Annotated in this window: 23 protein-coding genes and 2 tRNA genes; 21 read left to right on the top strand and 4 right to left on the bottom strand. The window is 70.6% G+C overall.

Features of this window, described 5'->3' with window-relative positions; all coding sequences use genetic code 11:
• The first annotated feature begins 8 nt into the window (after positions 1-8).
• The 4 genes from ACWIGU_RS13630 to obgE all read left to right on the top strand — a co-directional run bounded on the left by ACWIGU_RS13630 (position 9) and on the right by obgE (position 3,795).
• On the top strand, positions 9-1,361 hold the full coding sequence (locus ACWIGU_RS13630) for a phospholipase D-like domain-containing protein (protein ID WP_454400406.1): 1,353 nt from the start codon (positions 9-11) through the stop codon (positions 1,359-1,361).
• Between the two features lie 215 nt (positions 1,362-1,576).
• Positions 1,577-1,897, top strand: a complete 321-nt coding sequence (gene rplU, locus ACWIGU_RS13635) for a 50S ribosomal protein L21 (RefSeq protein ID WP_055566950.1) — start codon at positions 1,577-1,579, stop codon at positions 1,895-1,897.
• A gap of 14 nt (positions 1,898-1,911) precedes the next feature.
• A complete protein-coding gene (rpmA, locus tag ACWIGU_RS13640) occupies positions 1,912-2,166 on the top strand; it encodes a 50S ribosomal protein L27 (protein ID WP_100594223.1) in 255 nt (84 codons plus the stop codon).
• Positions 2,167-2,358: 192 nt separating this feature from the next.
• Positions 2,359-3,795, top strand: a complete 1,437-nt coding sequence (gene obgE, locus ACWIGU_RS13645) for a GTPase ObgE (RefSeq protein ID WP_454400409.1) — start codon at positions 2,359-2,361, stop codon at positions 3,793-3,795.
• A gap of 180 nt (positions 3,796-3,975) precedes the next feature.
• Here the strand turns inward: obgE and ACWIGU_RS13650 are convergent, their stop codons facing one another.
• Positions 3,976-6,063 carry a hypothetical protein gene (locus ACWIGU_RS13650; RefSeq protein WP_454400411.1) on the bottom strand — a complete coding sequence of 696 codons (2,088 nt, stop codon included), beginning with the start codon at positions 6,061-6,063 and terminating at the stop codon, positions 3,976-3,978.
• A gap of 370 nt (positions 6,064-6,433) precedes the next feature.
• Here ACWIGU_RS13650 and proB point away from each other — a divergent pair, with 370 nt between their 5' ends.
• The 5 genes from proB to ACWIGU_RS13675 all read left to right on the top strand — a co-directional run bounded on the left by proB (position 6,434) and on the right by ACWIGU_RS13675 (position 11,363).
• Positions 6,434-7,540, top strand: coding sequence for a glutamate 5-kinase (gene proB / locus ACWIGU_RS13655; RefSeq protein WP_454400570.1), 1,107 nt, complete (start codon positions 6,434-6,436; stop codon positions 7,538-7,540).
• 174 nt (positions 7,541-7,714) lie between these two features.
• Entirely contained in the window at positions 7,715-8,176 is a 462-nt protein-coding gene (locus ACWIGU_RS13660) for a hypothetical protein (RefSeq protein WP_454400413.1), read from the top strand.
• A gap of 62 nt (positions 8,177-8,238) precedes the next feature.
• Complete coding sequence (locus ACWIGU_RS13665; protein ID WP_454400415.1) at positions 8,239-9,522, top strand: glutamate-5-semialdehyde dehydrogenase; 1,284 nt, start codon at positions 8,239-8,241, stop codon at positions 9,520-9,522.
• 78 nt (positions 9,523-9,600) lie between these two features.
• Complete coding sequence (locus ACWIGU_RS13670; RefSeq protein ID WP_356278673.1) at positions 9,601-10,188, top strand: SCO2584 family spore wall biosynthesis protein; 588 nt, start codon at positions 9,601-9,603, stop codon at positions 10,186-10,188.
• A gap of 101 nt (positions 10,189-10,289) precedes the next feature.
• On the top strand, positions 10,290-11,363 hold the full coding sequence (locus ACWIGU_RS13675) for an SCO2583 family membrane protein (protein ID WP_454400417.1): 1,074 nt from the start codon (positions 10,290-10,292) through the stop codon (positions 11,361-11,363).
• An 11-nt stretch (positions 11,364-11,374) separates the two neighbouring features.
• On the opposite strand, the gene ACWIGU_RS13680 is transcribed toward ACWIGU_RS13675, so the two are convergent.
• Complete coding sequence (locus tag ACWIGU_RS13680; RefSeq protein WP_454400419.1) at positions 11,375-12,463, bottom strand: M48 family metallopeptidase; 1,089 nt, start codon at positions 12,461-12,463, stop codon at positions 11,375-11,377.
• A 107-nt stretch (positions 12,464-12,570) separates the two neighbouring features.
• Between ACWIGU_RS13680 and ACWIGU_RS13685 the strand changes: the two genes are divergently transcribed.
• From ACWIGU_RS13685 to ACWIGU_RS13725, 9 genes are all read left to right on the top strand, one after another.
• Positions 12,571-12,735 (top strand): hypothetical protein, encoded by a 165-nt coding sequence (locus tag ACWIGU_RS13685; RefSeq protein WP_199841791.1) that lies wholly within the window; start codon positions 12,571-12,573, stop codon positions 12,733-12,735.
• 153 nt (positions 12,736-12,888) lie between these two features.
• Positions 12,889-13,053 (top strand): hypothetical protein, encoded by a 165-nt coding sequence (locus ACWIGU_RS13690; RefSeq protein ID WP_199841792.1) that lies wholly within the window; start codon positions 12,889-12,891, stop codon positions 13,051-13,053.
• A 47-nt stretch (positions 13,054-13,100) separates the two neighbouring features.
• Positions 13,101-13,763, top strand: a complete 663-nt coding sequence (gene nadD / locus ACWIGU_RS13695) for a nicotinate-nucleotide adenylyltransferase (protein ID WP_454400422.1) — start codon at positions 13,101-13,103, stop codon at positions 13,761-13,763.
• Positions 13,764-13,779: 16 nt separating this feature from the next.
• Entirely contained in the window at positions 13,780-15,480 is a 1,701-nt protein-coding gene (locus ACWIGU_RS13700; protein ID WP_454400424.1) for a LytR C-terminal domain-containing protein, read from the top strand.
• Between the two features lie 124 nt (positions 15,481-15,604).
• Entirely contained in the window at positions 15,605-16,063 is a 459-nt protein-coding gene (rsfS, locus tag ACWIGU_RS13705) for a ribosome silencing factor (protein ID WP_356278657.1), read from the top strand.
• Complete coding sequence (locus ACWIGU_RS13710; protein ID WP_454400426.1) at positions 16,060-16,737, top strand: histidine phosphatase family protein; 678 nt, start codon at positions 16,060-16,062, stop codon at positions 16,735-16,737. Before rsfS ends, ACWIGU_RS13710 begins: the two co-directional genes overlap by 4 nt.
• Before the next feature lie 97 nt (positions 16,738-16,834).
• Positions 16,835-16,907: transfer RNA gene (locus tag ACWIGU_RS13715), tRNA-Ala, on the top strand.
• A 562-nt stretch (positions 16,908-17,469) separates the two neighbouring features.
• A complete protein-coding gene (locus ACWIGU_RS13720; protein WP_127831505.1) occupies positions 17,470-17,703 on the top strand; it encodes a hypothetical protein in 234 nt (77 codons plus the stop codon).
• 135 nt (positions 17,704-17,838) lie between these two features.
• Positions 17,839-17,911: transfer RNA gene (locus ACWIGU_RS13725), tRNA-Ala, on the top strand.
• A 76-nt stretch (positions 17,912-17,987) separates the two neighbouring features.
• Here ACWIGU_RS13725 and ACWIGU_RS13730 read toward each other — a convergent pair.
• On the bottom strand, positions 17,988-19,577 hold the full coding sequence (locus ACWIGU_RS13730; RefSeq protein ID WP_454400428.1) for an NADH-ubiquinone oxidoreductase-F iron-sulfur binding region domain-containing protein: 1,590 nt from the start codon (positions 19,575-19,577) through the stop codon (positions 17,988-17,990).
• A complete protein-coding gene (locus ACWIGU_RS13735; protein ID WP_454400430.1) occupies positions 19,574-20,887 on the bottom strand; it encodes a cytochrome b/b6 domain-containing protein in 1,314 nt (437 codons plus the stop codon). The genes ACWIGU_RS13730 and ACWIGU_RS13735 overlap by 4 nt, the downstream gene beginning before the upstream one ends.
• A 428-nt stretch (positions 20,888-21,315) precedes the next feature.
• Between ACWIGU_RS13735 and leuS the strand changes: the two genes are divergently transcribed.
• The 3 genes from leuS to ACWIGU_RS13750 all read left to right on the top strand — a co-directional run bounded on the left by leuS (position 21,316) and on the right by ACWIGU_RS13750 (position 26,005).
• Complete coding sequence (leuS, locus tag ACWIGU_RS13740) at positions 21,316-24,216, top strand: leucine--tRNA ligase (RefSeq protein ID WP_454400432.1); 2,901 nt, start codon at positions 21,316-21,318, stop codon at positions 24,214-24,216.
• A gap of 133 nt (positions 24,217-24,349) precedes the next feature.
• Entirely contained in the window at positions 24,350-25,096 is a 747-nt protein-coding gene (locus ACWIGU_RS13745; RefSeq protein WP_454400434.1) for a hypothetical protein, read from the top strand.
• 63 nt (positions 25,097-25,159) lie between these two features.
• The gene (locus ACWIGU_RS13750; protein ID WP_454400435.1) at positions 25,160-26,005 is read left to right on the top strand and encodes a DegV family protein; all 846 of its coding nucleotides are present in this window, start codon (positions 25,160-25,162) and stop codon (positions 26,003-26,005) included.
• Positions 26,006-26,085: the final 80 nt, after the last annotated feature.

Raw genomic sequence — 26,085 nt, forward strand, 5'->3', positions numbered from 1 at the left:
GGGTACCAATGGCGCACGCGCGCCTGAGAGGCACGGGCCGTCACCGTGCCGTGAAGCCGGTCAAGGGCGCCAGACAGGTCGTGGCGCTCGCCACGGTCCTCTCGGCGGCCGGGATCCAGGCCACCGCGTCCACGGGAACCGCCGCAGCGGAAACCCCGACGTGGACCGAGGGGCCGATCTTCAACGACCCGCACGGCACGACGGAGCAGCAGTACGCGATCCGCACCAGGCTGATCCAGCTGACGAACGCGGCGCTGCCCGGTTCGGTGATCAAGGTCGCGGTCTACCACGTGTGGGAGCAGTCGGTCGTCGACGCGCTCGTCGCGGCCAAGAACCGCGGCGTCAACGTGCAGATACTGCTCGACGAGTCCAGCGTCAGCGACCGTCCCACCAACACCTCGTACGCCTCGCTGAAGGCCGCCCTGGGCACCAGCCGGACGAGCCCGTCCTTCGTGACGCTCTGCCCGGCGCACAAGTCCTGCCTGGGCGACCCCAAGTACGGCCAGTCGATCATGCACAACAAGTTCTGGCTGTTCTCCGCGGTCGAGGGCGCCACGAACGTCGTCGTGCAGACCACGTCGAACTCGACGCCGTCGGCGCACACGAAGTTCTACAACGACGCGCTGCTGCTGCCGAACAACGGCGTCATGTACGAGGCGTACTCGGACTACTTCACGGACATGACCGGCAAGAGCTGGTCGACGTGGGACTACCGCACCGTCAGCAACGGTCTGTACAAGGCGTATTTCTTCCCGCGGGCCGGCACGGTCAACGAGTCCGACACGATGTACTCGGTCCTCAACAACGTCGCGTGCTCCTACAAGGACCCGGTGACCGGCGTCGCGAAGAAGACCGTCATCCGGGCCGCGATCTTCAAGGTCACCCGCAAGCAGATCGCCGACAAGCTGGTCTCGCTGAAGAAGCAGGGCTGCTCCGTCAGCCTCATGTACGCGGAGACCGACAGCGCCAAGAGCCTGGGCGGCACCAAGGGGACGTGGGAGGCGCTGCACACCAGCGGCGGGCCCTCGCTGCGCTGCCTCAACGACGACCGGGACCCGCTGAACCCCGGCAAGAAGCTCACGACGCCGTACATCATCCACTCGAAGTACCTTCTGGTGGACGGCATGTACGACGGCAAGCGGAACAAGATCACCTTCACCGGGTCCCAGAACTACACGGGCCCCGCGCTGCGCGAGAACGACGAGGCGATCGTCAAGGTCGACGACGACTCCGTGCAGGACGCCTACCGCGACCACTTCAACCGCGTGTGGAACGTCGCCTGGCCCGGCACGGCCGACGCCACGGACCTGTGCAAGGGCGTGAAGCCGCTGCCGCAGGACGGTGAGAAGCCGCCCGCGTAGCCCGCGCGCACCCGGCGGAAGGGGGCTGGTTTGACCCTTTCGGCGGGTGACCCGTAACCTTGACCGTCGGCGTCTGTTGAGCGCCGCACCCCTGAGCACCTCACCTCCCGGTCCGCCGGGGGAGGCCGCTCGTCCAATCCGGAACATCATGAGCCCTCGGGCACGTGTGAGCGGCTGGCTTCAGGGGGTTCGTTCCGAGCGAAAGAGAGATCCGCGTGTACGCCATCGTGCGCAGCGGTGGTCGCCAGCACAAGGTTGCTGTCGACGACATCGTTGAGGTTGACAAGATTTCCACTGCCAAGGTTGGCGACACCGTAGAGCTCTCTACGCTGCTCGTTGTCGACGGCGACGCTGTGACCAGCGACCCGTGGGTGCTGGCCGGCATCAAGGTGCAGGCCGAGGTCGTGGACCACCACAAGGGTGCCAAGATCGACATCCTTCGGTACAAGAACAAGACCGGCTACCGCCGTCGTCAGGGTCACCGTCAGCAGTACACGGCGATCAAGATCACCGGTATCCCGACGGCTGCGAAGTAAGGGACTGAGACAAGATGGCACACAAGAAGGGCGCATCGTCCACTCGGAACGGGCGCGATTCCAATGCTCAGCGGCTCGGTGTGAAGCGCTTCGGCGGTCAGACCGTCAACGCCGGTGAGATCCTGGTCCGCCAGCGCGGCACCCACTTCCACCCCGGCACGGGCGTCGGTCGCGGTGGCGACGACACTCTGTTCGCGCTGAACGCCGGTGCGGTGGAGTTCGGTACGCACCGCGGCCGCAAGGTCGTGAACATCGTTCCGGTCGCCTGAAACCCCTAGTTCCTAGGACTCAGGCTCCGTAGAGCGTTTTCGCGAGGGCGGACCTTGCTTGCCCGGCCAGAAGCTTCGGCTTCCGGATCGGGAAGCAGGTCCGCCCTTCGTGTGTTTCCAATGAACGCAGAGCAAAGACATTTCGTACTCCTCCGGCCTTTCGCCGGGGGAACCCCCAGGAGGCACTGAACCATGACCACCTTCGTGGACCGCGTCGAACTGCATGTCGCCGCGGGTAACGGAGGCCACGGCTGTGCCTCCGTTCACCGTGAGAAGTTCAAGCCGCTCGGCGGCCCGGACGGCGGCAACGGCGGCCGTGGCGGCGACGTCATCCTGGTCGTGGACCAGGCGGTGACGACGCTCCTCGACTACCACCACTCACCTCACCGCAAGGCCACGAACGGCAAGCCCGGCGAGGGCGGCAACCGCTCCGGCAAGGACGGCCAGGACCTCGTCCTGCCCGTGCCGGACGGCACCGTCATCCTCGACAAGGCGGGCAACGTGCTGGCCGACCTGGTCGGCCAGGGCACCACGTACGTCGCCGCCCAGGGCGGCCGCGGCGGCCTCGGCAACGCGGCGCTGGCCTCGGCCCGCCGCAAGGCGCCCGGCTTCGCGCTCCTCGGTGTGTCCGGTGACCTCCAGGACATCGTCCTCGAGCTCAAGACGGTCGCGGACGTCGCGCTCGTCGGCTACCCGAGCGCCGGAAAGTCGTCCCTCATCTCGGTCCTGTCGGCCGCGAAGCCGAAGATCGCCGACTACCCGTTCACGACGCTCGTCCCGAACCTCGGCGTGGTGACGGCCGGCTCGACCGTCTACACCATCGCCGACGTGCCGGGCCTCATCCCGGGCGCCAGCCAGGGCAAGGGCCTCGGCCTTGAGTTTCTGCGCCATGTCGAGCGCTGCTCGGTCCTGGTCCACGTACTCGACACGGCCACCCTCGAAGCGGACCGTGACCCGGTCTCCGACCTCGACATCATCGAGGAGGAGCTCAAGCAGTACGGCGGCCTCGACAACCGTCCGCGCCTCGTCGTCCTCAACAAGGTCGACGTGCCGGACGGCCAGGACCTCGCGGACCTGGTCCGCCCCGACCTGGAGGCCCGCGGCTACCGGGTCTACGAGGTGTCGGCCGTGGCCCACAAGGGCCTCAAGGAGCTGTCCTTCGCCCTCGCCGAGATGGTCGCCTCGGCGCGTGCCGCCAAGCCCAAGGAGGAGGCGACCCGCATCGTCATCCGTCCGAAGGCGGTCGACGACTCGGGCTTCACGGTCGTGCAGGAGGAGGACGGCCTCTTCCGCGTGCGCGGCGAGAAGCCGGAGCGCTGGGTGCGCCAGACCGACTTCAACAACGACGAGGCCGTCGGCTACCTCGCCGACCGCCTCAACCGCCTCGGCGTCGAGGACTCCCTGATGAAGGCCGGCGCGGTCGCGGGCGACGGCGTGGCCATCGGCCCCGAGGACAACGCGGTCGTCTTCGACTGGGAGCCCACGGTCATGGCAGGCGCCGAGATGCTCGGCCGCCGAGGCGAGGACCACCGCATGGAGGAGACCCGCCCGGCTGCCCAGCGCCGCCGCGACAAGCAGGCGGAGCGGGATGACGCGGAGCAGGAGTACGACGAGTTCAAGCCGTTCTAGTCGCAGCAGCACCTTGTTCTGAGCAGCTGAGCAGCTGAAGAGCTGGGCATTCTGGACACCTGAGCAGTCAGGACACCTGAGCAGTCTGGACACCTGAGCAGTCTGGACACCTGAGCATGGGGAAGGCCCCCGGGAGAATCTCCCGGGGGCCTTCCCCATGCTCAGCCTGCGCGCGGAGCGCTACGCAGTGACCGTGTCGCCCGACTCCGGCTCCGATTCCAGGGTCTCGGCGAACTCGTCGGCCGTGTCCGTGCCGCGCTGGCCGGGGATCTCCATCGCGAGGCGGGACTCCATGCGCACGCGCCGCTCGTCGGCCCGGTCGCACAGCGCGCGCACCGCGTCGTTGAAGCGGTCCAGGGAGGGCGGGTCCGAGGGGCCCAGGAGGTGCTCCTTGAGCTCCGCGCGGGCCTCCGCGTGGGAATCCGTCTCCGGGGCGCGTACGGCCGCCAGAAGGGCGGGTACCTCCGTTGCCGCGGGCGTCAGGATCGTCGCCGCGCTGACCGTCGGGAATCCGGCGCGGAAATCGCCCTCGGTCATGCCGGAGGTGTTCGCGACGGCGTACGGCTTCTCGCTCGTCAGCCAGTCCGAGACGACCGAGGAGACGTCGCTGATGAGGACGTCGGCCTGGTTGAAGCAGGTGAAGATCGCCGGACGGGCGTCCGTGATGACCAGGTGCTCCCACTCCGGGAAGGACGCCCAGTACGCGGCCTCCCACGCGGCGGTCGCCTCGGCGACGGCGGCCTGCCGGCCCCCGTCGGGCGTGCCCTGGAGCAGCATGCGCTCCATCTCGTCCGCGCTGGAGCGGAACGCGGTCGACGTCAGCTCGTCCAGCTCCGCCGCACGGCGCACCAGCTCGGCGGCGGCCTCGGCGCCGGGCCGCGCGCCGGAGCGCTTCGCGGCCGCCTCGCGGACCATCGCCTTGATGCGCTCGTTCGCGGCGCCCGCGCGCGGGTCGACCGAGCCGGTCATCGGGTGCGGCTTGTAGAGGAGGCGCACGGAGTCGTCGGCGAGCAGGTGCTTGACGATGTTCTCGCCGGCGAGAAGCACCGACGTGTTGCCCGGGTTGCCGTCCCAGCCCTCCCACGTGGGGGCGTAGAGGACCGTCGTGTACGTGCCCTGCGGCGCGCCGGTGGAGCGCTTGATGGGCGACAGCTGCGGGCGGCCCACCTCCACGACGTCCTTGTCCTCGACGCCGATGTCGGCGAGCTGGTAGCGCTCGCGGGCCGCGGGCCCGGCCACCCACACCTCGTCGTACGCCTTCGCGTACGGGTTGCAGGAGGACAGCTTGTCGCTCTCGCCGTGGTTGATGAACGCGTGCTTGATCGTCGGGATGCGCAGGACCTGGGAGGTCTTCGCGGCGTTCGCCGGGTGCAGCACCATCTTCAGCGTCGAGTTCTCCAGGGAGAACATCGTGGCGACCTTCGGGAAGCAGATGATCGGCACGTCGGTCGCGTCGATCTTCTGGACCATGAACCGCTCGCGCAGCACGATCAGCGGCTTGCCGTCGACCTCGGAGAGCGTGGAGAGCCACATGTTCGCCTGGTACGCGGACGACGTGCCGCCCGAGAAGTACATCGCGACGGTCGGCTTGTAGTCGGCCAGCCAGCGGTCGAGCCAGGCCATGACCTTCTGCTCGCTCAGGGCGCGCTTCTTCGGGAGCAGCCAGGTCGCTAGATAGAGCGTGCCGCCGCCGAGCAGCACGATCGAGACACCGAGGCCGATGATGCCCCAGAGGGCGTCGGTGGTGGCCGCCGTGATCAGCAGGCCGACGGTGCCGGGGGCGGCGAAGCCGAGCAGGCGGTGACCCTGGCGGCGGGCCAGGATGCGCGGCGGGGCCGCGGACAGCCGCAGCTCCGACGCGTCGATGTTCCGCGTCACGATGGGCAGCGCGCGCGTGCGGCGCACCAGGACGGCCACGGCCTGGCACACGAAGTGCAGGGCGTAGAAGGCGAGCAGCGCGATGGTGAGGGGTGACTGCTCGGCCAGCGGCTCGATGCCGTCGATGCGCAGGAGACCGACCAGGATCAGCATGTCGCGCAGCAGCTGCCGGACGGTGACATCGAAGCGGATCTTGCCGAGGAGGGAGAGCAGGCCGGGCTGCTTGTACTGGAGATACGTGTCGAGCGCGAGACCCGCGGCGCTCGCGGCGACGAACACCGGGACGTACGGGATCAGCGCGCTGACGAGCTGGGCCGTGTAGAGCGCGAACATCGCGAAGAGCGCTGAGAGCTGCACGACGCGGCGGGAGGCAAGGCCGGCGGAGGGCACTGGGCGGGGCTCCTGGCAGGGGGGATCGGATGGCGGGGGGAAAGATGTGCGGGGGGTGCGCGGCATTCTTCGACGAAGGCCGACCACTGACCGTATGACTTTCGCGCCCTCGCTAGCAATCCTTCGTGACAGCAATCACCGGATAAAGGGGCAAAGCCCCCAAGGGCTCTGGGCAACGATTCCTTCCGCGGCCTCCGGCGGAATTCCTCTGGCGTGAGCCTGCCGTCCGCCCCTCGGAACCCGGAGGCGCCGCGCCGTGCCGCTCACGTAGATTGCAGGATCAGGGCCGTGGCCGGGACGAGGCCCACGGCCGGTGAGCACTGATGGGGAAACGCACGTGTCAGCGGCAGGGCAGGACATGAGGCAGGGCGTGGCGGAAGCCCGCAGGATCGTGGTCAAGGTCGGATCCTCCTCGCTCACCACCGCCGAGGGCGGCCTCGACGCCGACCGGGTCGACGCTCTCGTCGACGTGCTCGCCAAGTCCCGCAGCGGCGGTGAGACGGAGATCGTGCTCGTCTCGTCCGGCGCCATCGCCGCCGGGCTCGCGCCGCTCGGCCTGCGCCGCCGCCCCAAGGACCTCGCCCGCCAGCAGGCGGCCGCCAGCGTCGGCCAGGGCCTCCTGGTGGCCCGCTACACCGCCTCCTTCGCGCGCTACGGCGTCCGCGTCGGCCAGGTCCTGCTCACCAGCGACGACATGGCCCGCCGTGCCCACCACCGCAACGCGTCGCGCACCCTCGACCAGCTCCTCGCGATGGGCGCTCTGCCCGTCGTGAACGAGAACGACACCGTGGCGACGGACGAGATCCGCTTCGGCGACAACGACCGGCTCGCCGCCCTCGTCGCCCACCTCGTCCACGCCGACCTCCTCGTCCTCCTCTCGGACGTCGACGGCCTCTACGACGGCGACCCCGCCGCGCCCGGCAGCTCGCGGATCTCCGAGGTCCGCGGCCCCGCCGACATCGCGCACGTCAAGATCGGCAGCGCGGGCAAGGCGGGCGTCGGCACCGGCGGCATGGTCACCAAGGTCGAGGCGGCCGGGATCGCCGCCGCCGCGGGCATCCCCGTCGTCCTCACCAGCGCGGTGCACGCCGCCGACGCGCTCGCCGCCCGCGACACCGGCACGTACTTCCACCGCACGGGCCGGCGCAGCGCCGACCGCCTCCTGTGGCTCCAGCACGCCTCCACCCCGCAGGGTGCGCTCGTGCTCGACGACGGGGCGGTGAAGGCCGTCGTCGAGGGCCGCAAGTCGCTCCTTCCCGCGGGCATCGCGGCCGTCGAGGGTGAGTTCGGCGCGGGCGACCCCGTCGAGCTGCGCGACACCACGGGGCGGGCGATCGCGCGCGGCCTGGTGAACTTCGACGCCAAGGAGATCCCGCAGCTGATCGGCCGCTCCACCCGCGAGCTGGCTCGCGAGCTCGGTCCCGCGTACGAGCGTGAGGTCGTCCACCGGGACGATCTGGTGCTGCTGCACCCCTGACCGCCCCGGCGCATGCGTGAAGATCCGGCGTCCGCACCGGGCGTAAACCGTGTAAACGGCCGAAAGCCGGGCCTCCCGCGGGGGACCTTCCCCAAAACCGCCCCACGAGGGCGCTTGGCCTGCTCAACTCTGTTACAGGAAGTTCCGCACGACCATTGCGCAAAGGAGGCCGTCGTGAGACGAGCGCGCCCGGGGGCGACGTCCCGAGGGTCGGCGGAGCGGGCACTGACCAGCGTCGCGGCCGGCGAGTCGTACCAGGGCAGCGGGCAGGAGGAGAGCGCCGTGACGGAGGAAGGCCCCCGCCTCTGGCATGTCACTCTCAGCGTCTCCGGCGCCGACGCGCCCCTCGCCGAGCTTCGGCGGGGACTCGAACAGCTGGCGCACGACCACCCCTTTCTGCTGACGAGCCGGTACGCCGTCGACCACGCTGAGATCCGCTACTGGGAAGAGGCCCGCGACCTGCACGACGCGGCCGCCGTGGCGCTGCGCCTGTGGGGCGAGCACCGCCAGAGTTCCCAGCTCCCGCCGTGGGAGATCGTCGGCCTCGAGGTCATCGACCGCGACACGTACCACCAGCGCATAGCCGAGGGATACGGACCCCTGCCGGCCACCCCGGTCGGCGTACACCCGTTTTAGGTCACATCTCAGGGTTCGGAACAGCCGCCGGACAGCCCTCGCGCGCCCATTACCCTGCCGATATGACCTCGCTCTCGCCGTACGACTCGATGACCCCCGTCACCCAGGCCGCCTACCGCGCCCGGTCCGCGGCCGGCGCGATCGCCCCGCTGCCGCGGGCCGCGAAGGACGACGCTCTCGCCGCGATCGCCGACGCCCTCGAAGTGCGCACGGCGGAGATCGTCGAGGCGAACGCCAAGGACGTCGCCCGCGCCCGCGAGGCCGGCACCGGCGAGTCGGTCATCGACCGCCTCACGCTCACGCCCGAGCGGGTCCGCGCCATCGCCGCCGACGTGCGCGACGTCGTCGCCCTGCCCGACCCGGTCGGCACGGTCGTCCGCGGCAACACCCTCCCGAACGGCATCGACCTGCGCCAGGTCCGCGTCCCGCTCGGCGTCGTCGGCATCATCTACGAGGCCCGCCCGAACGTGACCGTGGACGCCGCCGCCCTCTGCCTGAAGTCGGGCAACGCCGTTCTCCTGCGCGGAAGTTCGTCCGCGTACGAGTCCAACACCGCCCTCGTGCGGGTGCTGCGCGACGCGGTCGGCGGCTCCGGGCTGCCCGCCGACGCCATCCAGCTCGTGCCCGGGGAGAGCCGCGACTCCGTCAACGAGCTGATGCGGGCGCGCGGCCTGGTCGACGTCCTCATCCCGCGCGGCGGAGCCTCCCTCATCAAGAACGTCGTCGAGAACTCGATCGTCCCCGTCATCGAGACCGGCACCGGCAACTGCCACGTCTACGTCGACGCCCACGCGGACCTCGACATGGCCGTCGACATCCTGATCAATTCCAAGGCGCAGCGCCCCAGCGTCTGCAACGCCGCCGAGACCCTCCTCGTCCACCAGGACATCGCCGACGCCTTCGTGCCCCGCGCCCTTGCGGCCCTCGCCGAGGCCGGCGTCACCGTGCACGCCGACGAGCGCGTCCTCGCGTACGCCGAGGGCTCCAAGGCCACCGTCGTCGAGGCGACCCCCGAGGACTGGGAGACCGAATACCTCTCGTACGACATCGCGGCCGCCGTCGTGCACTCCCTGGACGCCGCCGTGGAGCACATCCGCCTCTGGTCCTCCGGTCACACCGAGGCCATCGTCACCACCTCGCAGCAGGCGGCCCGCCGCTTCACCCAACTGGTCGACTCCACCACGGTGGCCGTGAACGCCTCGACGCGCTTCACCGACGGCGGCCAGTTCGGCTTCGGCGCCGAGATCGGCATCTCCACCCAGAAGCTCCACGCCCGGGGCCCCATGGGCCTTCCGGAGCTCACGAGCACCAAGTACATCGTCACCGGCGACGGCCACACCCGGTAGTCGCGGGCATGCGGACGGGAACAAGGGGAATTCCCGCACCGACTGCCCAAAACGACCCCCCAGGTCTACTCTGGACGCGTGCCGGAGGACGTGGGGGGCACGCCGTTCCCTGACGGCTGGGAGCCCGACGACGACCGCGACCGCGGGGGTGCGGACGAAGAGTTCGCCTCCGTGGTCTTCGACGAGGACTTCGTGAAAGCCGCCGAGGTCCATGAACCCACCGCGGTCGAGCGGCTGCTCGCCGCGGCGCAGGCGCGCGCCGAGGCCCAGGAAGCCGAGGCACGAAGGGCCCGCACACGTGGCTCCGCGGTCGACGACGACCTCTACGACGACGGGTACGGCCCCGACCCGCGAGGCGGCTACGCCCACGGCCCGGACGTGGACGACCTCTACGACCCCGATGTCGACGAGGACGGCTACCCGCGCCCCGGCGCCGCGAAGGTGCGCTGGCGCCGCCCCGTCGCCTGGCTGCTCGCCCTCGTCATGGGCATCGGCATGGTCGCGCTCGCCTTCACCGCCGTCTACCGCGGCGCCTCGTCGGGCGGCCGCCAGGACCGGGTCCCGCCGCCCGCGACGACCGAGCTGGAGAAGGGCTTCCCGACCGCCCCCAGCGCCTCGGCCGACTACTCCCAGCCACCGGTCCCCGCGACCCCGCGGACCCCCTGACCACGGACGGGTACACCCCGTGAGCACAGGGTTGAGAACCTGTCGGAAGTTGTCGTGTACCAGGGCGTTTACCGGACCCCCGGCAGACCTACCCTGAAGGTATGGGCGAGCCAGGAGACCCACCGGAGGGGACCCCCGAGAGCGCTCCCGGCGGTGGTGGTGAGGACGAGTACCGATCCGTCGTCTTCGACGAGTCGTTCATCCGCGCTGCCCGGCTCCAGGAGTTCTCCGCGCAGGAGCGCATCACCGACCACGCGCCCGCCGTACGCCGGCGCCCCGGACTGCGCCGCGGCTTCACCCGGCAGGCCGTCATCCTCGTCATCCTGATCGTTGTCGCGTTCGGCACCGCGATCTACATGGGCGTACGCAACCCGTACCAGAGCCCCGCCACTGCCCGCCGGCCCGAACCGCTGCGGATGACCGTCATCCCGCTCTCGCCGCAGGGCAAGGTGCCCGGCGCCGCCTCGGTGTCCCAGCTCTACGAGCACAGCCCCGCCGCCGAGTTCAGGACGGCCGCCGAAGGCATCAACCTGCCCCCGGATCAGCACACTTCGCACTTCTCCGAGAGCCAGGTCTACGCCGCACTGACCACCGTCAAGGACTATCTCGTCGAGTCCTCGCTCGACCCCGACGTGCTCACCGGGAAGGCCGTGCGGCCCGTGCGGATCCTGCTCGACCCGCAGCAGCTCGACCAGTTCGACCGGAGCTTCGACCGGCCCGCCGCCGACGGACGGCACGAGGCCACCGGCTGGCTCGTCCGCTTCGACCCGAAGCAGGCCGAGCTCGCCGACACCGGGATCCGCGTCCAGGGCACCCTGCGCGCCACGGAGTCCGACGCGGACACCCTCGAGGTCGTCTCCGACCACACCTTCGTCTACGCGCTGCGCCCGGCCGGCGCCGGTTCCGACGCGAAGGCGTCCCTGTTCACCGTCCGCCGCGAGCTGCACTTCCGCTTCGACCGTGACGACCTGCGCATGCACCAGGCCGAGGTGGTCGTCAGCTACACGCAGGCCGGGCCGCTGTCCTGCTCCGTCGACTCGGCCGCCCATCTGCACCCGCTGCTCGCGGGGCAGGCGCCGAAGGAGGGCGGCCCGGCCGGCACCGACCCGTACGCCACGGGCGGCACCGCCGCACTGTGCGGTGCCCTCGCGCCGGGCGCCCAGCCTTCGCTCTGAGCCCCGCGGACCTACTCGCCGTCCTGTGACGTCCCGTGGTTGCCGGTGTTCGCGCCGCCGTCGCCGCCGCCGAACTTCCCGCGCAGCTTGCCGCCCAGGTCGCCCGCGCCGCCCGCGATGTCCGTGACCAGCTTCATCAGCGGGTCCTTGGATTTGCGCATGTTGTCCGCGTAGTGCGAGGCCGACTGGCGGAACGAGTCGGTGACCGAGGTGTCCTTGTCCTCGGTGCGGCGCGGGTAGTGGCCGTCCATGATCCGCTGGTAGTCGCGGGTCGCGGCCCACTTCTTCAGCTCGGCCGCGCGGACCGTGGTGAAGGGGTGCGTACGCGGCAGCACATTGAGGATCTTCAGCACGGAGTCGCGCAGGTCGCCCCCGGCCTCGTACTCCTCGGCCTGCTTGAGGAACGCGTCCACGTTCATCTCGTGCAGATGGTTGCCGCCCGCGATCTTCATCAGGCCGCGCATCGAGGCGTTGAGGTCCTGGCCGACCAGCAGGCCGGCGCGGTCCGCCGACAGCTCCGACTTGCGGAACCACTCGCGCAGCGCGGTGACGATCGTCATGATCGCGAGGTTGCCGAGCGGGATCCACGCGACGCGGAGCGCCAGGCTGGTCAGGAACAGCAGTATCGTCCGGTAGACCGAGTGGCCGGACAGCGCGTGGCCCACCTCGTGGCCGACGACCGCCCGCATCTCCTCCTCGTCGAGCAGCTCCACCAGGCCGGTCGTGACGACGATGATCGGCTCGTCCAGGCCGATGCACATCGCGTTCGGCTGGGGGTCCTGGTTGACGTACATCGGCGGGACCTTCTCCAGGTCCAGGATGTAACAGGCGTCCCGCAGCATGTCGTTGAGGTGCGCGAACTGGTCGTCGGAGACCCGGACCGAGTCCGACAGGAACAGCAGGCGCAGACTGCGCTCGGGCAGCAGCCCGCTGAGCGCCTTGAACACCGTGTCGAAACCGGTGAGCTTGCGCAGCGCCACCAGGGCCGAACGGTCCGCCGGGTGCTCGTACGCCCGCGAGGAGATCCCCTCGAAGCGCCGCCGCTGCCTGCTCGGTACGTGCTCGCGCTGGCCGTCGTTGCCGTCGTTGACGTCGGGCATGCGTCCCCCATGTTCGTGTGCCGTCGTGTTCGGTTGTGCCCCCGAGGAGGTCTCCACAGTAGGCGGAGATACCGTGGCGGGGCAGCACACTGAAGGAGCGAAACACCATGGAGCACACACCCGACGCAGCCTGGCTCACCCAGGCGGTCAGCGCCGCAGCCTCCGACCAGCAGGGTGCGGGCAATCTGCTGCGCATCGTCATCGTCGTGGGCTTCCTCGGCAGCGTGTTCCTGGGCTGGTTCCTGCTGCGCGGCTACAAGCGCGACGACTGACACGGCTGCGGGACGGACGCGCGTACGGCAGAGTCGGCGTGATCGCCGAGGACAGCCCCGCATACGATGAGCGGGAAGTCTTTATCCAGACCTCATGTCACCACCCAGATCCCGACTCCCCATCCCGTCTCACCCGGATAGGTCCTGCTGACGATGAGCCTCCACAGCACCGCTGCCCAGCTGGCCACCCTCGCCGCCGAGGGCGGCGAGCACGGCGGCAACCACCCGAGCCTCAGCCCCTACCTCACCGGCGGCGGCGCCCTGTTCCTGCTGCTGCTGATGCTGTGGATCGTCACCCGCTTCAACCGGGACCGCTAGGCCCTGACGGCGAAGGCACCCCGACCGGGCCAGTAGGCTCTGCACGCATGGGAGAGCAGGACATGCCTACCGGCCCGGTGAACGGCCCGGCCGGCGGCCCGGACCGGGCCCGGATCAGTACCGCCAAGCGGCGTCTCGGCGTCATGGGCGGAACGTTTGACCCGATCCACCACGGACACCTGGTGGCGGCCAGCGAGGTCGCCGCGCAGTTCCACCTCGACGAGGTCGTGTTCGTACCCACCGGGCAGCCGTGGCAGAAGACGGACCGCGCGGTCACGCCGGCCGAGGACCGCTATCTGATGACGGTCATCGCGACCGCCGAGAACCCGCAGTTCTCGGTGAGCCGCATCGACATCGACCGCGGCGGGCCGACGTACACCACGGACACACTGCGCGATCTGCGCGCGCTCAATCCGGACTCGGACCTCTTCTTCATCACCGGCGCCGACGCCCTGGGTCAGATCCTCACCTGGCGGTACACGGAAGAACTGTTCTCCCTTGCGCACTTCATCGGGGTCACCCGGCCGGGCCACCCGCTGACCGACCCCGGTCTGCCGGAGGGCGGTGTCTCGCTCGTCGAGGTGCCGGCCCTCGCCATCTCGTCCACGGACTGCCGTGCGAGGGTCGCCAAGGGTGCCCCCGTCTGGTACATGGTCCCGGACGGTGTGGTGCGCTACATCGACAAGCGCGAGCTGTACCGCGGCGAGTGAGCCGAGAGGGGCACCGGTGAACGACCGATACGACGGTTACTCGGGCAGTTACTCGGGGGACGCGTCCAACACGTCCGACCAGTACGAGCTCGTCGGCTACGACGAGTACGGGCAGCCCGTGTACCGGCAGGTGCCCCAGCAGCCTGCGCAGTACGAGTATCCGCGAGCGTCCCAGGACCAGGGCTACGGCTACGACCCGTATGCCACCGGCCAGCAGCCGCCGGTGCCCTCGTACGACACGTACGACCCCTACGGGGCGGGTGCGCCCGCTCAGCAGGGACCGCCCCCTTCCTACGACCCCTACGGGACCGCCGCGGGAACCGGGCAGCAGCAGCGGGTCGAGGAGCAGACCGCGACCGCCCACATCCCGGCGCAGGCCGCTCCCCGGACCGAGCCCGCCGCGCGCGACCGGCGTGACGGGGCGCCCGAGTACCGGACCGAGCAGTTCTCCTTCGTCGAGGAGCCGGACGAGAACTCCGAAGACGTCATCGACTGGCTGAAGTTCACCGAGTCGCGCACCGAGCGCCGCGAGGAGGCCCGCCGCCGCGGCCGCAGCCGGATCGTCGCCCTCGTCGTCGTCCTCGTGCTCTGTGTGACCGGCGGCGTCGGCTACCTCTGGTACGCGGGCAAGCTGCCCGGCTTCGGCTCCAAGGACTCCGGCAAGGGTGCCGCCGACACCGCGGGCCCGCAGAACCGCGACGTGATCGTCGTCCACATGCACAACACCAAGGGCGGCGGCACCTCCACCGCGCTGCTCGTCAACAACACCACCACCAAGCAGGGCACCACCGTCCTGCTCCCCAACTCCCTTGCCCTGACGGACGACGAGGGCAGCGCGACGACGCTCGGCAAGTCCGTCGGCGGCGACGGGTCCTCCGGCACGCGCGACGCCATCGACACGGTCCTCGGCACGGACGTCGAGGGCACGTGGCGGCTCGACACCCCGTACCTCAACAACCTCGTCGAACTCGTCGGCAACATCGACATCGACACGAACGCGGATGTCCCCGACCCGGCCGCCAAGTCCGGCAAGGACGGGAAGAAGGCGACGTCCCCCCTGGTCAAGAAGGGGAAGCAGCAGACGCTGAGCGGCCCCATGGCCGTCGCGTACGCCACCTACCGCGCGCCCGGCGAATCCGACACCGCGCAGCTCATGCGGTTCGGCCAGGTCATGCAGGGCGTGCTGCGCAAGCTGTCGTCCGACCCGCACGCCGCCACCGTCACCGTCCAGTCCCTCGCCCAGATCCTCGACCCCTCGCTGGGCGAGAAGGATCTCGGCGCGTTCCTCGCCAAGCTCGCCGACCGGGCCAAGGGCGGCGACTACAAGACCGCGCTCCTGCCCGTGCAGCAGGACGGCACCCTCTCCGAGCAGGCCACCGGCAGCGTCGTCAAGGACGTCCTCGGCGGCACGGTGAAGAACCCCGGCAAGGACGCCTCCGTACGCGTCGGCATCAAGAACGCCACGGGCGTGAAGACCCGCACCGAGAAGGCCAGGGTCGCGCTGGTCAACGGCGGCTACACCTTCGTCGACGCCGGGACGGGCACCACGGCCCAGGCCGCGTCGCAGGTCACGTACCAGGACGACGACCGCAAGCAGGACGCCGTCGAGGTCGCCAAGACCCTGGGCCTGCCGACGAGCGCGGTGCGCAAGGGGAGGACCGTGGCGAACGCGGACGTGTCCGTGGTCCTCGGGCAGAACTACACGGGCGGACAGTAGGCGCGCGCCCGGTCGCGGGGGCGTGGCTCCCCGGCCGGGCAATCCAGTAAGGGCCGTCGGCGGTCCGTGAGACCCTTGGGGTATCCCTTCAAGGGATTACTGCCCGCCGACGGAAAGCCTTGTAGTGACCGCCACTGACCGCTCCATCGAGCTCATCACCACCGCCGCACAGGCGGCTGCCGACAAGCTCGCGCACGACATCATCGCGTACGACGTCAGCGATGTGCTGTCGATCACCGACGCCTTCCTGCTGGCCTCCGCGCCCAACGACCGCCAGGTCAAGTCGATCGTCGACGAGATCGAGGAGCGCCTGAACAAGGAGCTCGGCGCCAAGCCGGTCCGCCGCGAGGGCGACCGCGACGCCCGCTGGATCCTCCTCGACTACGTCGACATCGTCGTCCACGTCCAGCACAGCGAGGAGCGCGTCTTCTACGCCCTCGAACGCCTGTGGAAGGACTGCCCCGAGCTGGAGCTTCCCGCGGACGCCAAGGCCACCCGCGGCAAGGCGGCGGAGCACGCCCGGGCGACGCAGGCCGCGGAGGAGGCCGAGGAGCTTCGCGAGCTGGGCGGAGAGCTGCGTTGACCGCCGCGGGGGCCGGCGCCGGACGGGCCGGGGGACCGGGCCAGGGACGGCGCGTCATCCTGTGGCGCCACGGCCAGACCGCCTGGAACCTGGAGCGCCGCTTCCAGGGCTCCACGGACATCGGCCTGACCGAGACCGGCGTCGCCCAGGCCCGCCGGGCCGCCCGGCTGCTCGCCTCGCTGAAGCCGGCCGCCATCGTCGCGTCCGACCTCAGCAGGGCCTCCGCCACGGCCGCCGAGCTGGCCGCGCTCACGGGCCTCGACGTCACGCGCGACGAGGGCCTGCGCGAGACCTACGCCGGTGAGTGGCAGGGCCTCACGCACGACGAGATCATCGCCCGTTACGGCAACCAGTACGCCGCGTGGAAGCGCGGCGAGCCGGTGCGCCGCGGCGGCGGCGAGCTCGAGACGGAGGTCGCCGACCGGGCCGCTCCCGTCGTGCTCGCTCACGCGGAGAAGCTGCCGCAGGACGGCACGCTCGTCGTGGTCAGCCACGGCGGCACGATCCGCACCACCATCGGGCGCCTCCTGGGTCTCGAGTCCCACCACTGGGAAAGCCTCGGCGGCCTCTCCAACTGCTGCTGGTCCGTCCTCGGCCAGGGCGCACGCGGCTGGCGGCTGCTCGAGCACAACGCGGGCACGCTCCCGGAGCCGGTGCTCGGCGACGACGACTGAGCCCCCGACGGGGGCCGGACGGCCGGATTTCACTTTCCGGCAGGTCGCAGGCTAAAGTTCTTCTTGTTCGCAGCCGCGCAGAGCGGGGAGAACGCAAGGGGCTATAGCTCAGTTGGTAGAGCGCCTGCATGGCATGCAGGAGGTCAGGAGTTCAATTCTCCTTAGCTCCACAGTCGAAGCGTCCGCTTCACGAAGATCCCGCCCGGGTAAGGGCGGGATTTTTTGTTACCCGGGACACTCTTTCCAACTGCCTTGAGGCGCTTGGTGTCCCGGGGGCGTACAGGTCTGCGGATGTGGTCCTCGTGTGTCGGTGTGTGCGTAAGTGCTGGCCGGAGCGGGCGAACTCGGCGCCGTGTCCGGACCGGTACTCATGCGTCGCTGACCGTGACGCTCCGGCCGTGGCAGAATCGGACGGCCGGTAGAGGGCCGCGTCCGATCGACGAAGTCGGCCCGACGGGAGGGAGAACGCGATGCCCGCGCGCATCACCGAGGCGGCCGACCGCCCCCTCGGCGTGACAGTGAGACCGGCCGAAGCAGCCCATTCCGGGCAGCACGTTCCTTCCCCCTCCTCTTCTGCGTCTTCTGCGTCTTGTCTGTCTGCTTTCTCTGCTTTCTCTTTCCTCGACTGTCCGTCCTGCGGCTCCCTCCACGTCGCGCAGATGCTCGGCGACAACGGCGGGATCTCGTACGTGTGCACGGCCTGCGGCCACAGCTGGAGCTGAGCGGATCGACATGGGGTCACACAGGAGGAAGTGCGACTGGTGCGGCAGCGGCACGCCCATCGTCAGGGACATGGAGCCGGTCAACCCCGACTACCAGTACTGGTGCGAGGAGTGCGCGCGGGCGCTGATCATAAAAGGCGACCCGATCGAGACGTATCGGGAACTGGAGGGCGAGCCGATCTACGGCCGGCTGCTCGACGAGCACTGCACGCTCAAGCGGTTCTATTCGTTCGCCACGGCCTGAGGATGCCTTAAATTCGGGCAAATCGGACCAAGATGGAAACGATTTGGTGATGCACCGGGTGCCCGGTAATGTTGGCGTCGCCGCCGGGGAAACCGGGCGACACGGTGAACATGCGGCTCCGCCGGATGGACACGAGGGGCTATAGCTCAGTTGGTAGAGCGCCTGCATGGCATGCAGGAGGTCAGGAGTTCAATTCTCCTTAGCTCCACAGCAGATGGACATGAAGGCGGGCCACCCGAACAGGGTGGCCCGCTTTCGTATGCCGTCACCCAGTCCCGCGGGCGTCAGCCGCGCCCGCTGCCCAGGGCCCTGCGTCCGCGGCCCGGCGGGAGCGCGGGCGGCAGGGCCGGGCGGGCCGGAGCCGCTGCCGGGTCCTCCTCGATACGCAGCGCCAGCGCGGGGCACCGGCGCACGGCCCGTACGGCGCGCGCCTCCGAATAGCGCGCCACCGGGGCCTCCGCCACCGAGGGATAGCCGTCCGGGCCCAGCTGGATCAGCTCCGGGACGATGTCCGCGCACAGGCCGTGGCCCTCGCACAGCGTCCAGTCCACCGCGAGCCGCCGGCCGCTGGGGGACTCGCCCTGCGGCGCCTCCGTGTGCAGCGGCAGCACGCCCTGCACCGGGCGCCCGCAGCCGCCGCCCAGGACGTGCGCGGCGAGGTCGTCCGTGAACGCCGAGATCGTCGACTCCAGGAACGCCGCCGAACCGTCCGGGTGCTTGCACGCGCCGCGCCGCTTCACCGCCCTGGTGACCTGCTGGAGGGCTTCGAGGGCGGTGGGGCCGCCGCCGTTCAGTACGTCCTCCAGGCCGCGCGCAGCCGCCGGCAGACCCAGATAGCAGGGACCGCACTGGCCCGCGCTCTCCGAGGCCAGCCACTGCGCCACCCGGAGCGCCTCGCCGAGCGGGCAGGTGTCCGGTCCGATCGGCAGGATTGCGCCCGCGCCGAGCGCGCCCCCGGCGGCCTCCAGGGAGGCGCGGGAGACCACCGCCTCCTGCGCCGTGAAGGCGTCGAGCCACTTGCCGTGGTAGCCGCCCGTGAGCACGCCCTGGGGCATCGGCGGGGCGCCCGCGAGCTGGAGCACGTACCGCAGGGGAACCCCCGCGGGGACTTCGAGGACCATCGGGCGGGCGACGGCTCCGGAGAGGGTCAGCAGGATCGTGCCGGGCTCGTCGCGCAGGCCCGTGCGGCAGTAGCGCTCGGGTCCGGTGCGGGCCGCCACGGCGAGCTGGGCGAACGTCTCGGCGTTCGACAGCAGGGTGGGCGCGCCGCCCACCCCGGAGTCCGAGGCGCGCACCTTGCGGCCCGGAGGCACCGGGGGCCCGCCGTCCGCCGAGCGGATCAGCGCGGAGGACTCCCCGGTGACCATGCGTACGGGGTTGCGCTGCACACGCGCGCGCAGCGGGGCGCCACGGCGGTTGGACAGGCCCCTTTCGAGGAGCGCGGCCTGCATGGACGCCTCGGTGGAGTCGCGGGTCAGGCCCACCACGAGGGTGCGGGCGCCGAGCGCCTCGGCGACCAGGAGCGCGCCGTCGAGGATGAGGTGCGGGGCGCGGTTGATCAGGACCGTGTCCTTGCGGCAGGCGGGTTCGTCCTCGCTGCCGTTGACCACGACGACGGGGCGCACCCCGCGGCGGATCGCGGACTGGGCGACGGCGCGCAGCTTCTTGGCGAAGGGGAAGCCGGCGCCGCCGCGGCCGCGCAGTGATATCTGCCCGGCCAGCGCGGCCAGTTGCTCACCGCCCATCGGTTCGAGCGGGCCGTGCACTTTCAGATGCATGTCGAGGTCGAGTCGCTCGACCAGGTCGAAGCCCGAGGTGAGCTGGGGGAGACCGACGACGCGGACTTCGGGGACGTCGGGCAGCGCGGTGTTCACTGAAGGCCTCCGGGCGGCGTGTTCCAGGGCTCGCCCGCGGCGGGGGCCTGGAACGGGCCGGGCAGCGTTTCGGTGGCGGACTCTTCCCCGTAGCTCGGGATGCCGCCGTAGGGGGTGTCGAGAGTGGGGTCGTACGCCGAGGGGGGTGCCGGGGCGGGGGGCGGCGGGGACGGGGCCGGCCAGCGCTCGGGGGGCTCGGGGTCGACGAACGGGAGGGACTCGGTGGGCTGGAGGTCCAGGAGGGTCAGGGGCTCCCCGGGGGGCGGGGCGCCGAAGAGCGGGTCCACCGGGGCCGAGACCGCGCGGTAGGCGGCCGAGAAGCCGATGCCCGCGGTGGCGGGGCGAGGCTCGAACGCGGGGCGCGCCGGAGCCTCGTGGAGCGGTGGAATGCCGGGGGACGGCATGGGGCGCGGACTTTCGCGCGGCCGCGGCGGGGGCTCGCGGTTCACGTCGAAGCGGGCGTTGGACGGTGCGGGGCGGCCGGCGCCGCCGGGCAGCGGGGACGGGGTGACGTCCCTGCGGCGGGTGCCCTGCGTTCTGCCGTCGCCGTCGAGGAGCGCGAGGACGCGGGCGGCGACCTTGCGCTTGACCGGTCCCGGCGCCGCGCGCAGGGCGACCGCACCGCCCACCGCGACCAGGCACAGGCAGTACAGGACAACTACGTACGTCTTCGGCTGCCGGCCCGCGTACAGACCGTGGATCAGCGCGGAGCACCAGGCGGGGTAGGCCAGCATGTGCAGGGCGCGCCAGCGGGAGGCGATCTGGGCGGGGGACGCGAAGGCCTTGCGCAGGGCGCCGGTGACGCCGGTGGTGACCATCAGGAGCCCGGCGAGCGAGCCGAGGCCGATCAGGCCCGCGCTGCCGGTCACGCCGAGCCCGAAGGGGATCAGCGCGCCGACCACGGACACATGGTCGAGGGCCAGCTTGACGGTGACGTGCAGGAGCAGGAAGCCGATCGAGGCGACCGCCGTGGCCCGGTGCACGCCCTGGGAGAGCAGGCGCTGGCGCGAGGTCAGGAACAGCCGGTCGGAGGCGACCAGGCCCCAGACGACGGACGCCGTCAGGGAGACCAGGGACAGCACCCCGGTGGTGAAGTCGAGCGCGGCGCGGAAGGCGTCGCTCCCGACGAGGACCACGAGGGGTATCAGCAGCAGTGCCGCCGCGCACAGGGCCCCTCGGGTCGCCCGGCCGGGCGCGGGGGACGGGCGGATCCTGCGCCGGGGGCGCTGGGTATTTCCACGCTGAGGGAACGGATTCAGCGGCTGCCCGTTCGTCGGGGAGTTCAACGGGGAGTTCAGTGGAGGGTTCATGGGGGCGACTCCGAATGGTTCGGCAAAGTGGTCCCGCTGCCGCACTCTAGGTCGACCCATACCGGCCAGTACGGGGTTTGAGTTATCTCGTTGTTATCTATCGGAGGTGTGGACTTTGTGTTGCCCCGATAGAGGTCGGTACGCGGAGTAACCCTTGGCCCATGCACCTTCCGAAGGCTTCCCGTGGACCGCCCGCGCCCTGCGCGGGGCTCCCCGGGAAGCCCGTCGCGGCCCGTGTGGGCCCTGCGGTACCCTGACGCCATGCGTGCCGTACGCCTTCTGCTTAGCGAGCCGCGCTGATCAGTCCCGACCGCTGACGAATCGCGGATCGGAATCGGCGCGGCGCCCCCTCCTGTGCGAGGGGCATTTTTGTTTGGCCAGCGCGGTCAGTTCCGTAAGCAGAGACGATCGATGGAGCTTTGAGGATCATGAGCGAGACGAATTCCGCTGCCGCTTCCGAGGTGGCCGCGCCGCACCGCTACACGGCGGCCATGGCCGCCGACATCGAGGCACGCTGGCAGGACTTCTGGGACGCCGACGGCACGTACGAGGCGCCGAACCCGAGCGGTGACCTGGCGGGGGACACCGAGGCGGACCGGGCGATGGCCGCCCGGCCCAAGAAGTTCGTCATGGACATGTTCCCGTACCCCTCGGGTGCGGGCCTGCACGTCGGCCACCCGCTGGGCTACATCGCCACGGACGTCTTCGCGCGCTTCCAGCGCATGAACGGGCACAACGTCCTGCACACCCTGGGCTTCGACGCCTTCGGCCTGCCCGCCGAGCAGTACGCCGTGCAGACGGGCACCCACCCGCGCACGTCCACCGAAGCCAACATGGTCAACATGAAGTCCCAGCTGCGCCGGCTGGGCCTGGGTCACGACAAGCGCCGGTCGTTCGCCACGATCGACCCCGAGTACTACAAGTGGACCCAGTGGATCTTCGTCCAGATCTTCAACTCCTGGTACGACGACGAGGCGAAGAAGGCCCGTCCGATCGACCAGCTGATCGCGCAGTTCGAGAGCGGTGAGCGCGCCGTACCGGACTCCACGCGCGCGTGGCACGAGCTGAACGCGGCCGAGCGGGCCGACGTGCTGAGCGAGTACCGGCTGGCGTACGCCTCCGAGGCGCCCGTCAACTGGTGCCCCGGCCTGGGCACCGTCCTGGCCAACGAGGAGGTCACCGCCGACGGCCGCTCCGAGCGCGGCAACTACCCTGTCTTCAAGGCCAAGCTGCGCCAGTGGAACATGCGCATCACCGCCTACGCGGACCGCCTGCTGGACGACCTGGACGCCCTGGACTGGCCCGAGGCGATCAAGCTGCAGCAGCGGAACTGGATCGGCCGCTCCGAGGGCGCCCGCGTCGACTTCCCCGTCGGCGACGAGGCCATCACCGTCTTCACCACCCGTCAGGACACCCTGTTCGGCGCCACGTACATGGTCCTGGCGCCCGAGCACGACCTGGTGGACCGGATCGTCCCCGCCGCATGGCCCGAGGGCACCCACGACGTCTGGACGGGCGGCCACGCGACCCCCGCCCAGGCCGTCGCCGCCTACCGCAAGCAGGCCGCCTCGAAGTCCGACGTCGAGCGCCAGGCCGAGGCCAAGGACAAGACCGGCGTCTTCACCGGCGCGTACGCGGCCAACCCGGTCAGCGGCGAGCAGGTCCCCGTCTTCATCGCCGACTACGTCCTGATGGGCTACGGCACCGGCGCGATCATGGCCGTCCCCGCGCACGACACCCGCGACTTCGCGTTCGCGCGCGCCTTCGAGCTGCCGATGCGCTGCGTCGTGGAGCCCTCGGACGACCGCGGCACCGACACCTCCACGTGGGACGACGCGTTCGCCTCGTACGACGCGCGGCTGGTCAACTCCGCGAGCGACCAGATCTCCGTGGACGGCGTGGGCGTCACCGACGCCAAGGCGCGCATGACGGAGTGGCTGGAGCGCACCGGCATCGGCCGCGGCACGGTCAACTTCCGCCTGCGCGACTGGCTGTTCAGCCGCCAGCGCTACTGGGGCGAGCCCTTCCCGATCGTCTACGACGAGGACGGCGTCGCCCACTCGCTGCCCGAGTCGATGCTGCCGCTGGAGCTGCCGGAGGTCGACGACTACAGCCCCCGTACGTTCGACGCGGACGACGCCGACACCCAGCCCGAGACCCCGCTGTCCCGCAACGACGACTGGGTCCACGTCACGCTGGACCTGGGCGACGGCGCTGGTCCGCGAAAGTACCGCCGCGAGACCAACACCATGCCCAACTGGGCGGGTTCCTGCTGGTACGAGCTGCGTTACCTGGACCCGCGCAACAGCGAGAAGCTGGTCGACCCGGCCATCGAGCAGTACTGGATGGGCCCTCGCGAGGGCCAGCCGACCGGTGGCGTCGACCTGTACGTGGGCGGCGCCGAACACGCCGTGCTGCACCTGCTGTACGCCCGCTTCTGGTCGAAGATGCTGTTCGACCTGGGCCACATCTCGTCGGCCGAGCCGTTCCACAAGCTGTACAACCAGGGCATGATCCAGGCCTACGTGTACCGCGACAGCCGCGGCATCGCGGTGCCCGCCGCCGAGGTCGAGGAGCGCGACGGCGCGTACTACTTCGAGGGCGAGAAGGTCTCCCGCCTGCTGGGCAAGATGGGCAAGTCCCTGAAGAACGCCGTCACGCCGGACGAGATCTGCGCCGAGTACGGCGCGGACACCCTGCGCCTGTACGAGATGGCGATGGGCCCCCTGGACGTCTCGCGCCCGTGGGACACGCGCGCGGTGGTGGGCCAGTTCCGTCTGCTGCAGCGCCTGTGGCGCAACATCGTCGACGAGGCGAGCGGCGAGGTCACCGTCGTCGACACCGAGGACTCCGCCATCGACGGGACCACGCTGCGCGCCCTGCACAAGGCGATCGACGGCGTCCGCCAGGACCTGGAGGGCATGCGGTTCAACACCGCCATCGCCAAGGTCACCGAGCTGAACAACCACCTGACCAAGGTGGGCGGCCCGCTGTCGCGCAGCGTGGCCGAGCGCCTGGTGCTGCTGGTCGCGCCGCTGGCCCCGCACATCGCCGAGGAGCTGTGGCGCAAGCTGGGCCACACCGACTCCGTCGTCCACCAGGACTTCCCCGTCGCCGACCCCGCGTATGTCGTGGACGAGTCCGTGACCTGCGTCGTGCAGATCAAGGGCAAGGTCAAGGCGCGCCTGGAGGTGTCCCCGTCGATCTCCGACGAGGAGCTGGAGACGGTGGCCCTGGCCGACGAGCGGGTCGTCGCCGCGCTGGACGGCGCCGGCATCCGCAAGGTCATCGTGCGGGCGCCGAAGCTGGTGAACATCGTTCCTGCGTGACAGCCACTCCGTCCAGGCGGATCAGGGTTGTTCCCTACGGGCAGGTTGGGGGTTCCGCTGGAACCTCCAACCTGCGTTTTCCGTTTACGGTGGAAGAGGCGGACGGACCGCCGACCTTGTCGGGAGGAGCGTCATGGGAGAGGCCGTGATCGCGATCGTGGCGCTCATGTTCGTACTGTTCCTGGCCCTGGGCGCGTATGTGACGGTGAAGGTCGTCGGCGCCGCCAAGCGGGGAGTGGACCGCACGGTCGCGCAGGCCCGCCGGTCCGTCGAGGACACGACGCTCAAGGCGCGGACGTTCGTGCAGCCGGGCGCTGCAGGCGAGCTCGCGCAACTGCGGCTCAAGCTGCGTACGTCGATGAGGTCCACTCAGGACGCGCTTCACGCGCGCGTGGCCGAGGACGCCTCGCTCAAGGAGTCGCTGGACCTCTTCGGCCGGCTCAGCGTGTACGGCCACGAGCTGGACGACGACCTCAAGCGCCTCGAGGCCGAGCCGGACAAGGCGCATCTCGCCGAGCTCCTGCCCGATCTGCGCAAGCGGACGGAGCAGATCACCGCGTCGGCCGACTCCCTGCGCCGGGCGGCCAGGGACCGCGCCCACCGGATCGCCGACGACGGCCTGGATTCCCTGAGCGCCCAGATCGACATCGAGGCGGGAGCCCTGCGGCACTGGACGACCGAACCGTCCCCCGGGCCCGCGCAGACGCCGCCCTCGTGGCCCGAGGCCCCGGTCCCGGAGCGTCCCGCCGCGCATCAGACCTGGCCAGGGACTCCACAGGACGGACAGGCCGAGGCGCCCGGCCGGCCGGCGCTCTCGCCCACCGACCCGCGCCCCACCTATCCTTGGCAGAAGAAAGCCCGCCCGGAGAGCACGACTTGACGCGTGAAAGGGCCACCGGGGCCGGGCTGCCGTCCACCGGCCCGGGCAGGTAATCTCCAGCTCATGTCCCGCCATGTCGCGATCGTCACGGATTCAACGGCCTACCTGCCGCAGCGGACGATGGAGCGCCACGGCATCATCGCGGTCCCCCTGACCGTGGTCCTTGGCGACCGGGCCCACGAAGAGGGCGCCGAGATCTCCACCCGCTCACTTGCCGAAGCCCTGCAGAAGCGCCGGCCGGTGACCACGTCCCGGCCGAGCCCCGAGATCTTCGCCGCCACTTATCGCAAGCTGGCCGAAGAGGGCGCGACCAGCGTCGTCTCGCTCCATCTGTCGTCCGAACTCTCCGGTACCTACGACGCCGCAGTACTCGCCGCGCGCGAGGCGCCGGTGCAGGTCAGAGTCGTGGACACCGGCATGGTCGCGATGGCCCTCGGTTTCTGCGCGCTCACCGCCGCCGAGGTGGCCGACGGCGGCGGCACGGTCGACGAGGCCGTGACCGCGGCGGAGAAGCGGGCCGCCGCCACGTCCGCGTACTTCTACGTCGACACCCTGGACTACCTCCGCCGCGGTGGCCGTATCGGCGCCGCCCAGGCCCTCCTCGGCTCGGCGCTCGCCGTGAAACCGCTGTTGCAGCTCGAAGGCGGTCGTATCGAGCTGCTCGAGAAGGTGCGTACCTCGTCGAAGGCGATCGCCCGGCTCCAGGAGATCGTCGCCGAGCGCGCGGGCACGAGCGAGGTCGACATCGCGGTGCACCATCTCGCCGCGCCGGACAGGGCGGCGACGTTCGCGGAGAAGCTGCGGGAGCGGGTGCCGGGGCTCTTGGACCTGCATGTCAGCGAGGTCGGCGCGGTCATCGGGGCGCACACGGGGCCCGGGTTGCTGGGGGCGGTTGTTTCGCCTCGGTGAGGTGCCTCGAGGTGCGTCGCCCTGAGCCCGGGGGTTCTTGTGGGTGACGGGGTTATCCACAACTGGTGGGTTGTCCCCGG

The organism is Streptomyces sp. NPDC055400, assembly GCF_053644375.1.

Excerpts from the sequence above, each read along its gene's own strand:
- ACWIGU_RS13630 (WP_454400406.1), top strand. The coding sequence starts at position 9 with ATGGCGCACGCGCGCCTGAGAGGCACGGGCCGTCACCGTGCCGTGAAG.
- rpmA (WP_100594223.1), top strand. The coding sequence starts at position 1,912 with ATGGCACACAAGAAGGGCGCATCGTCCACTCGGAACGGGCGCGATTCC.
- obgE (WP_454400409.1), top strand. The coding sequence starts at position 2,359 with ATGACCACCTTCGTGGACCGCGTCGAACTGCATGTCGCCGCGGGTAAC.
- ACWIGU_RS13665 (WP_454400415.1), top strand. The coding sequence starts at position 8,239 with ATGACCTCGCTCTCGCCGTACGACTCGATGACCCCCGTCACCCAGGCC.
- ACWIGU_RS13675 (WP_454400417.1), top strand. The coding sequence starts at position 10,290 with ATGGGCGAGCCAGGAGACCCACCGGAGGGGACCCCCGAGAGCGCTCCC.
- ACWIGU_RS13680 (WP_454400419.1), bottom strand. The coding sequence starts at position 12,463 with ATGCCCGACGTCAACGACGGCAACGACGGCCAGCGCGAGCACGTACCG.
- ACWIGU_RS13685 (WP_199841791.1), top strand. The coding sequence starts at position 12,571 with ATGGAGCACACACCCGACGCAGCCTGGCTCACCCAGGCGGTCAGCGCC.
- ACWIGU_RS13690 (WP_199841792.1), top strand. The coding sequence starts at position 12,889 with ATGAGCCTCCACAGCACCGCTGCCCAGCTGGCCACCCTCGCCGCCGAG.
- nadD (WP_454400422.1), top strand. The coding sequence starts at position 13,101 with ATGGGAGAGCAGGACATGCCTACCGGCCCGGTGAACGGCCCGGCCGGC.
- ACWIGU_RS13720 (WP_127831505.1), top strand. The coding sequence starts at position 17,470 with ATGGGGTCACACAGGAGGAAGTGCGACTGGTGCGGCAGCGGCACGCCC.
- ACWIGU_RS13735 (WP_454400430.1), bottom strand. The coding sequence starts at position 20,887 with ATGAACCCTCCACTGAACTCCCCGTTGAACTCCCCGACGAACGGGCAG.
- leuS (WP_454400432.1), top strand. The coding sequence starts at position 21,316 with ATGAGCGAGACGAATTCCGCTGCCGCTTCCGAGGTGGCCGCGCCGCAC.
- ACWIGU_RS13745 (WP_454400434.1), top strand. The coding sequence starts at position 24,350 with ATGGGAGAGGCCGTGATCGCGATCGTGGCGCTCATGTTCGTACTGTTC.
- ACWIGU_RS13750 (WP_454400435.1), top strand. The coding sequence starts at position 25,160 with ATGTCCCGCCATGTCGCGATCGTCACGGATTCAACGGCCTACCTGCCG.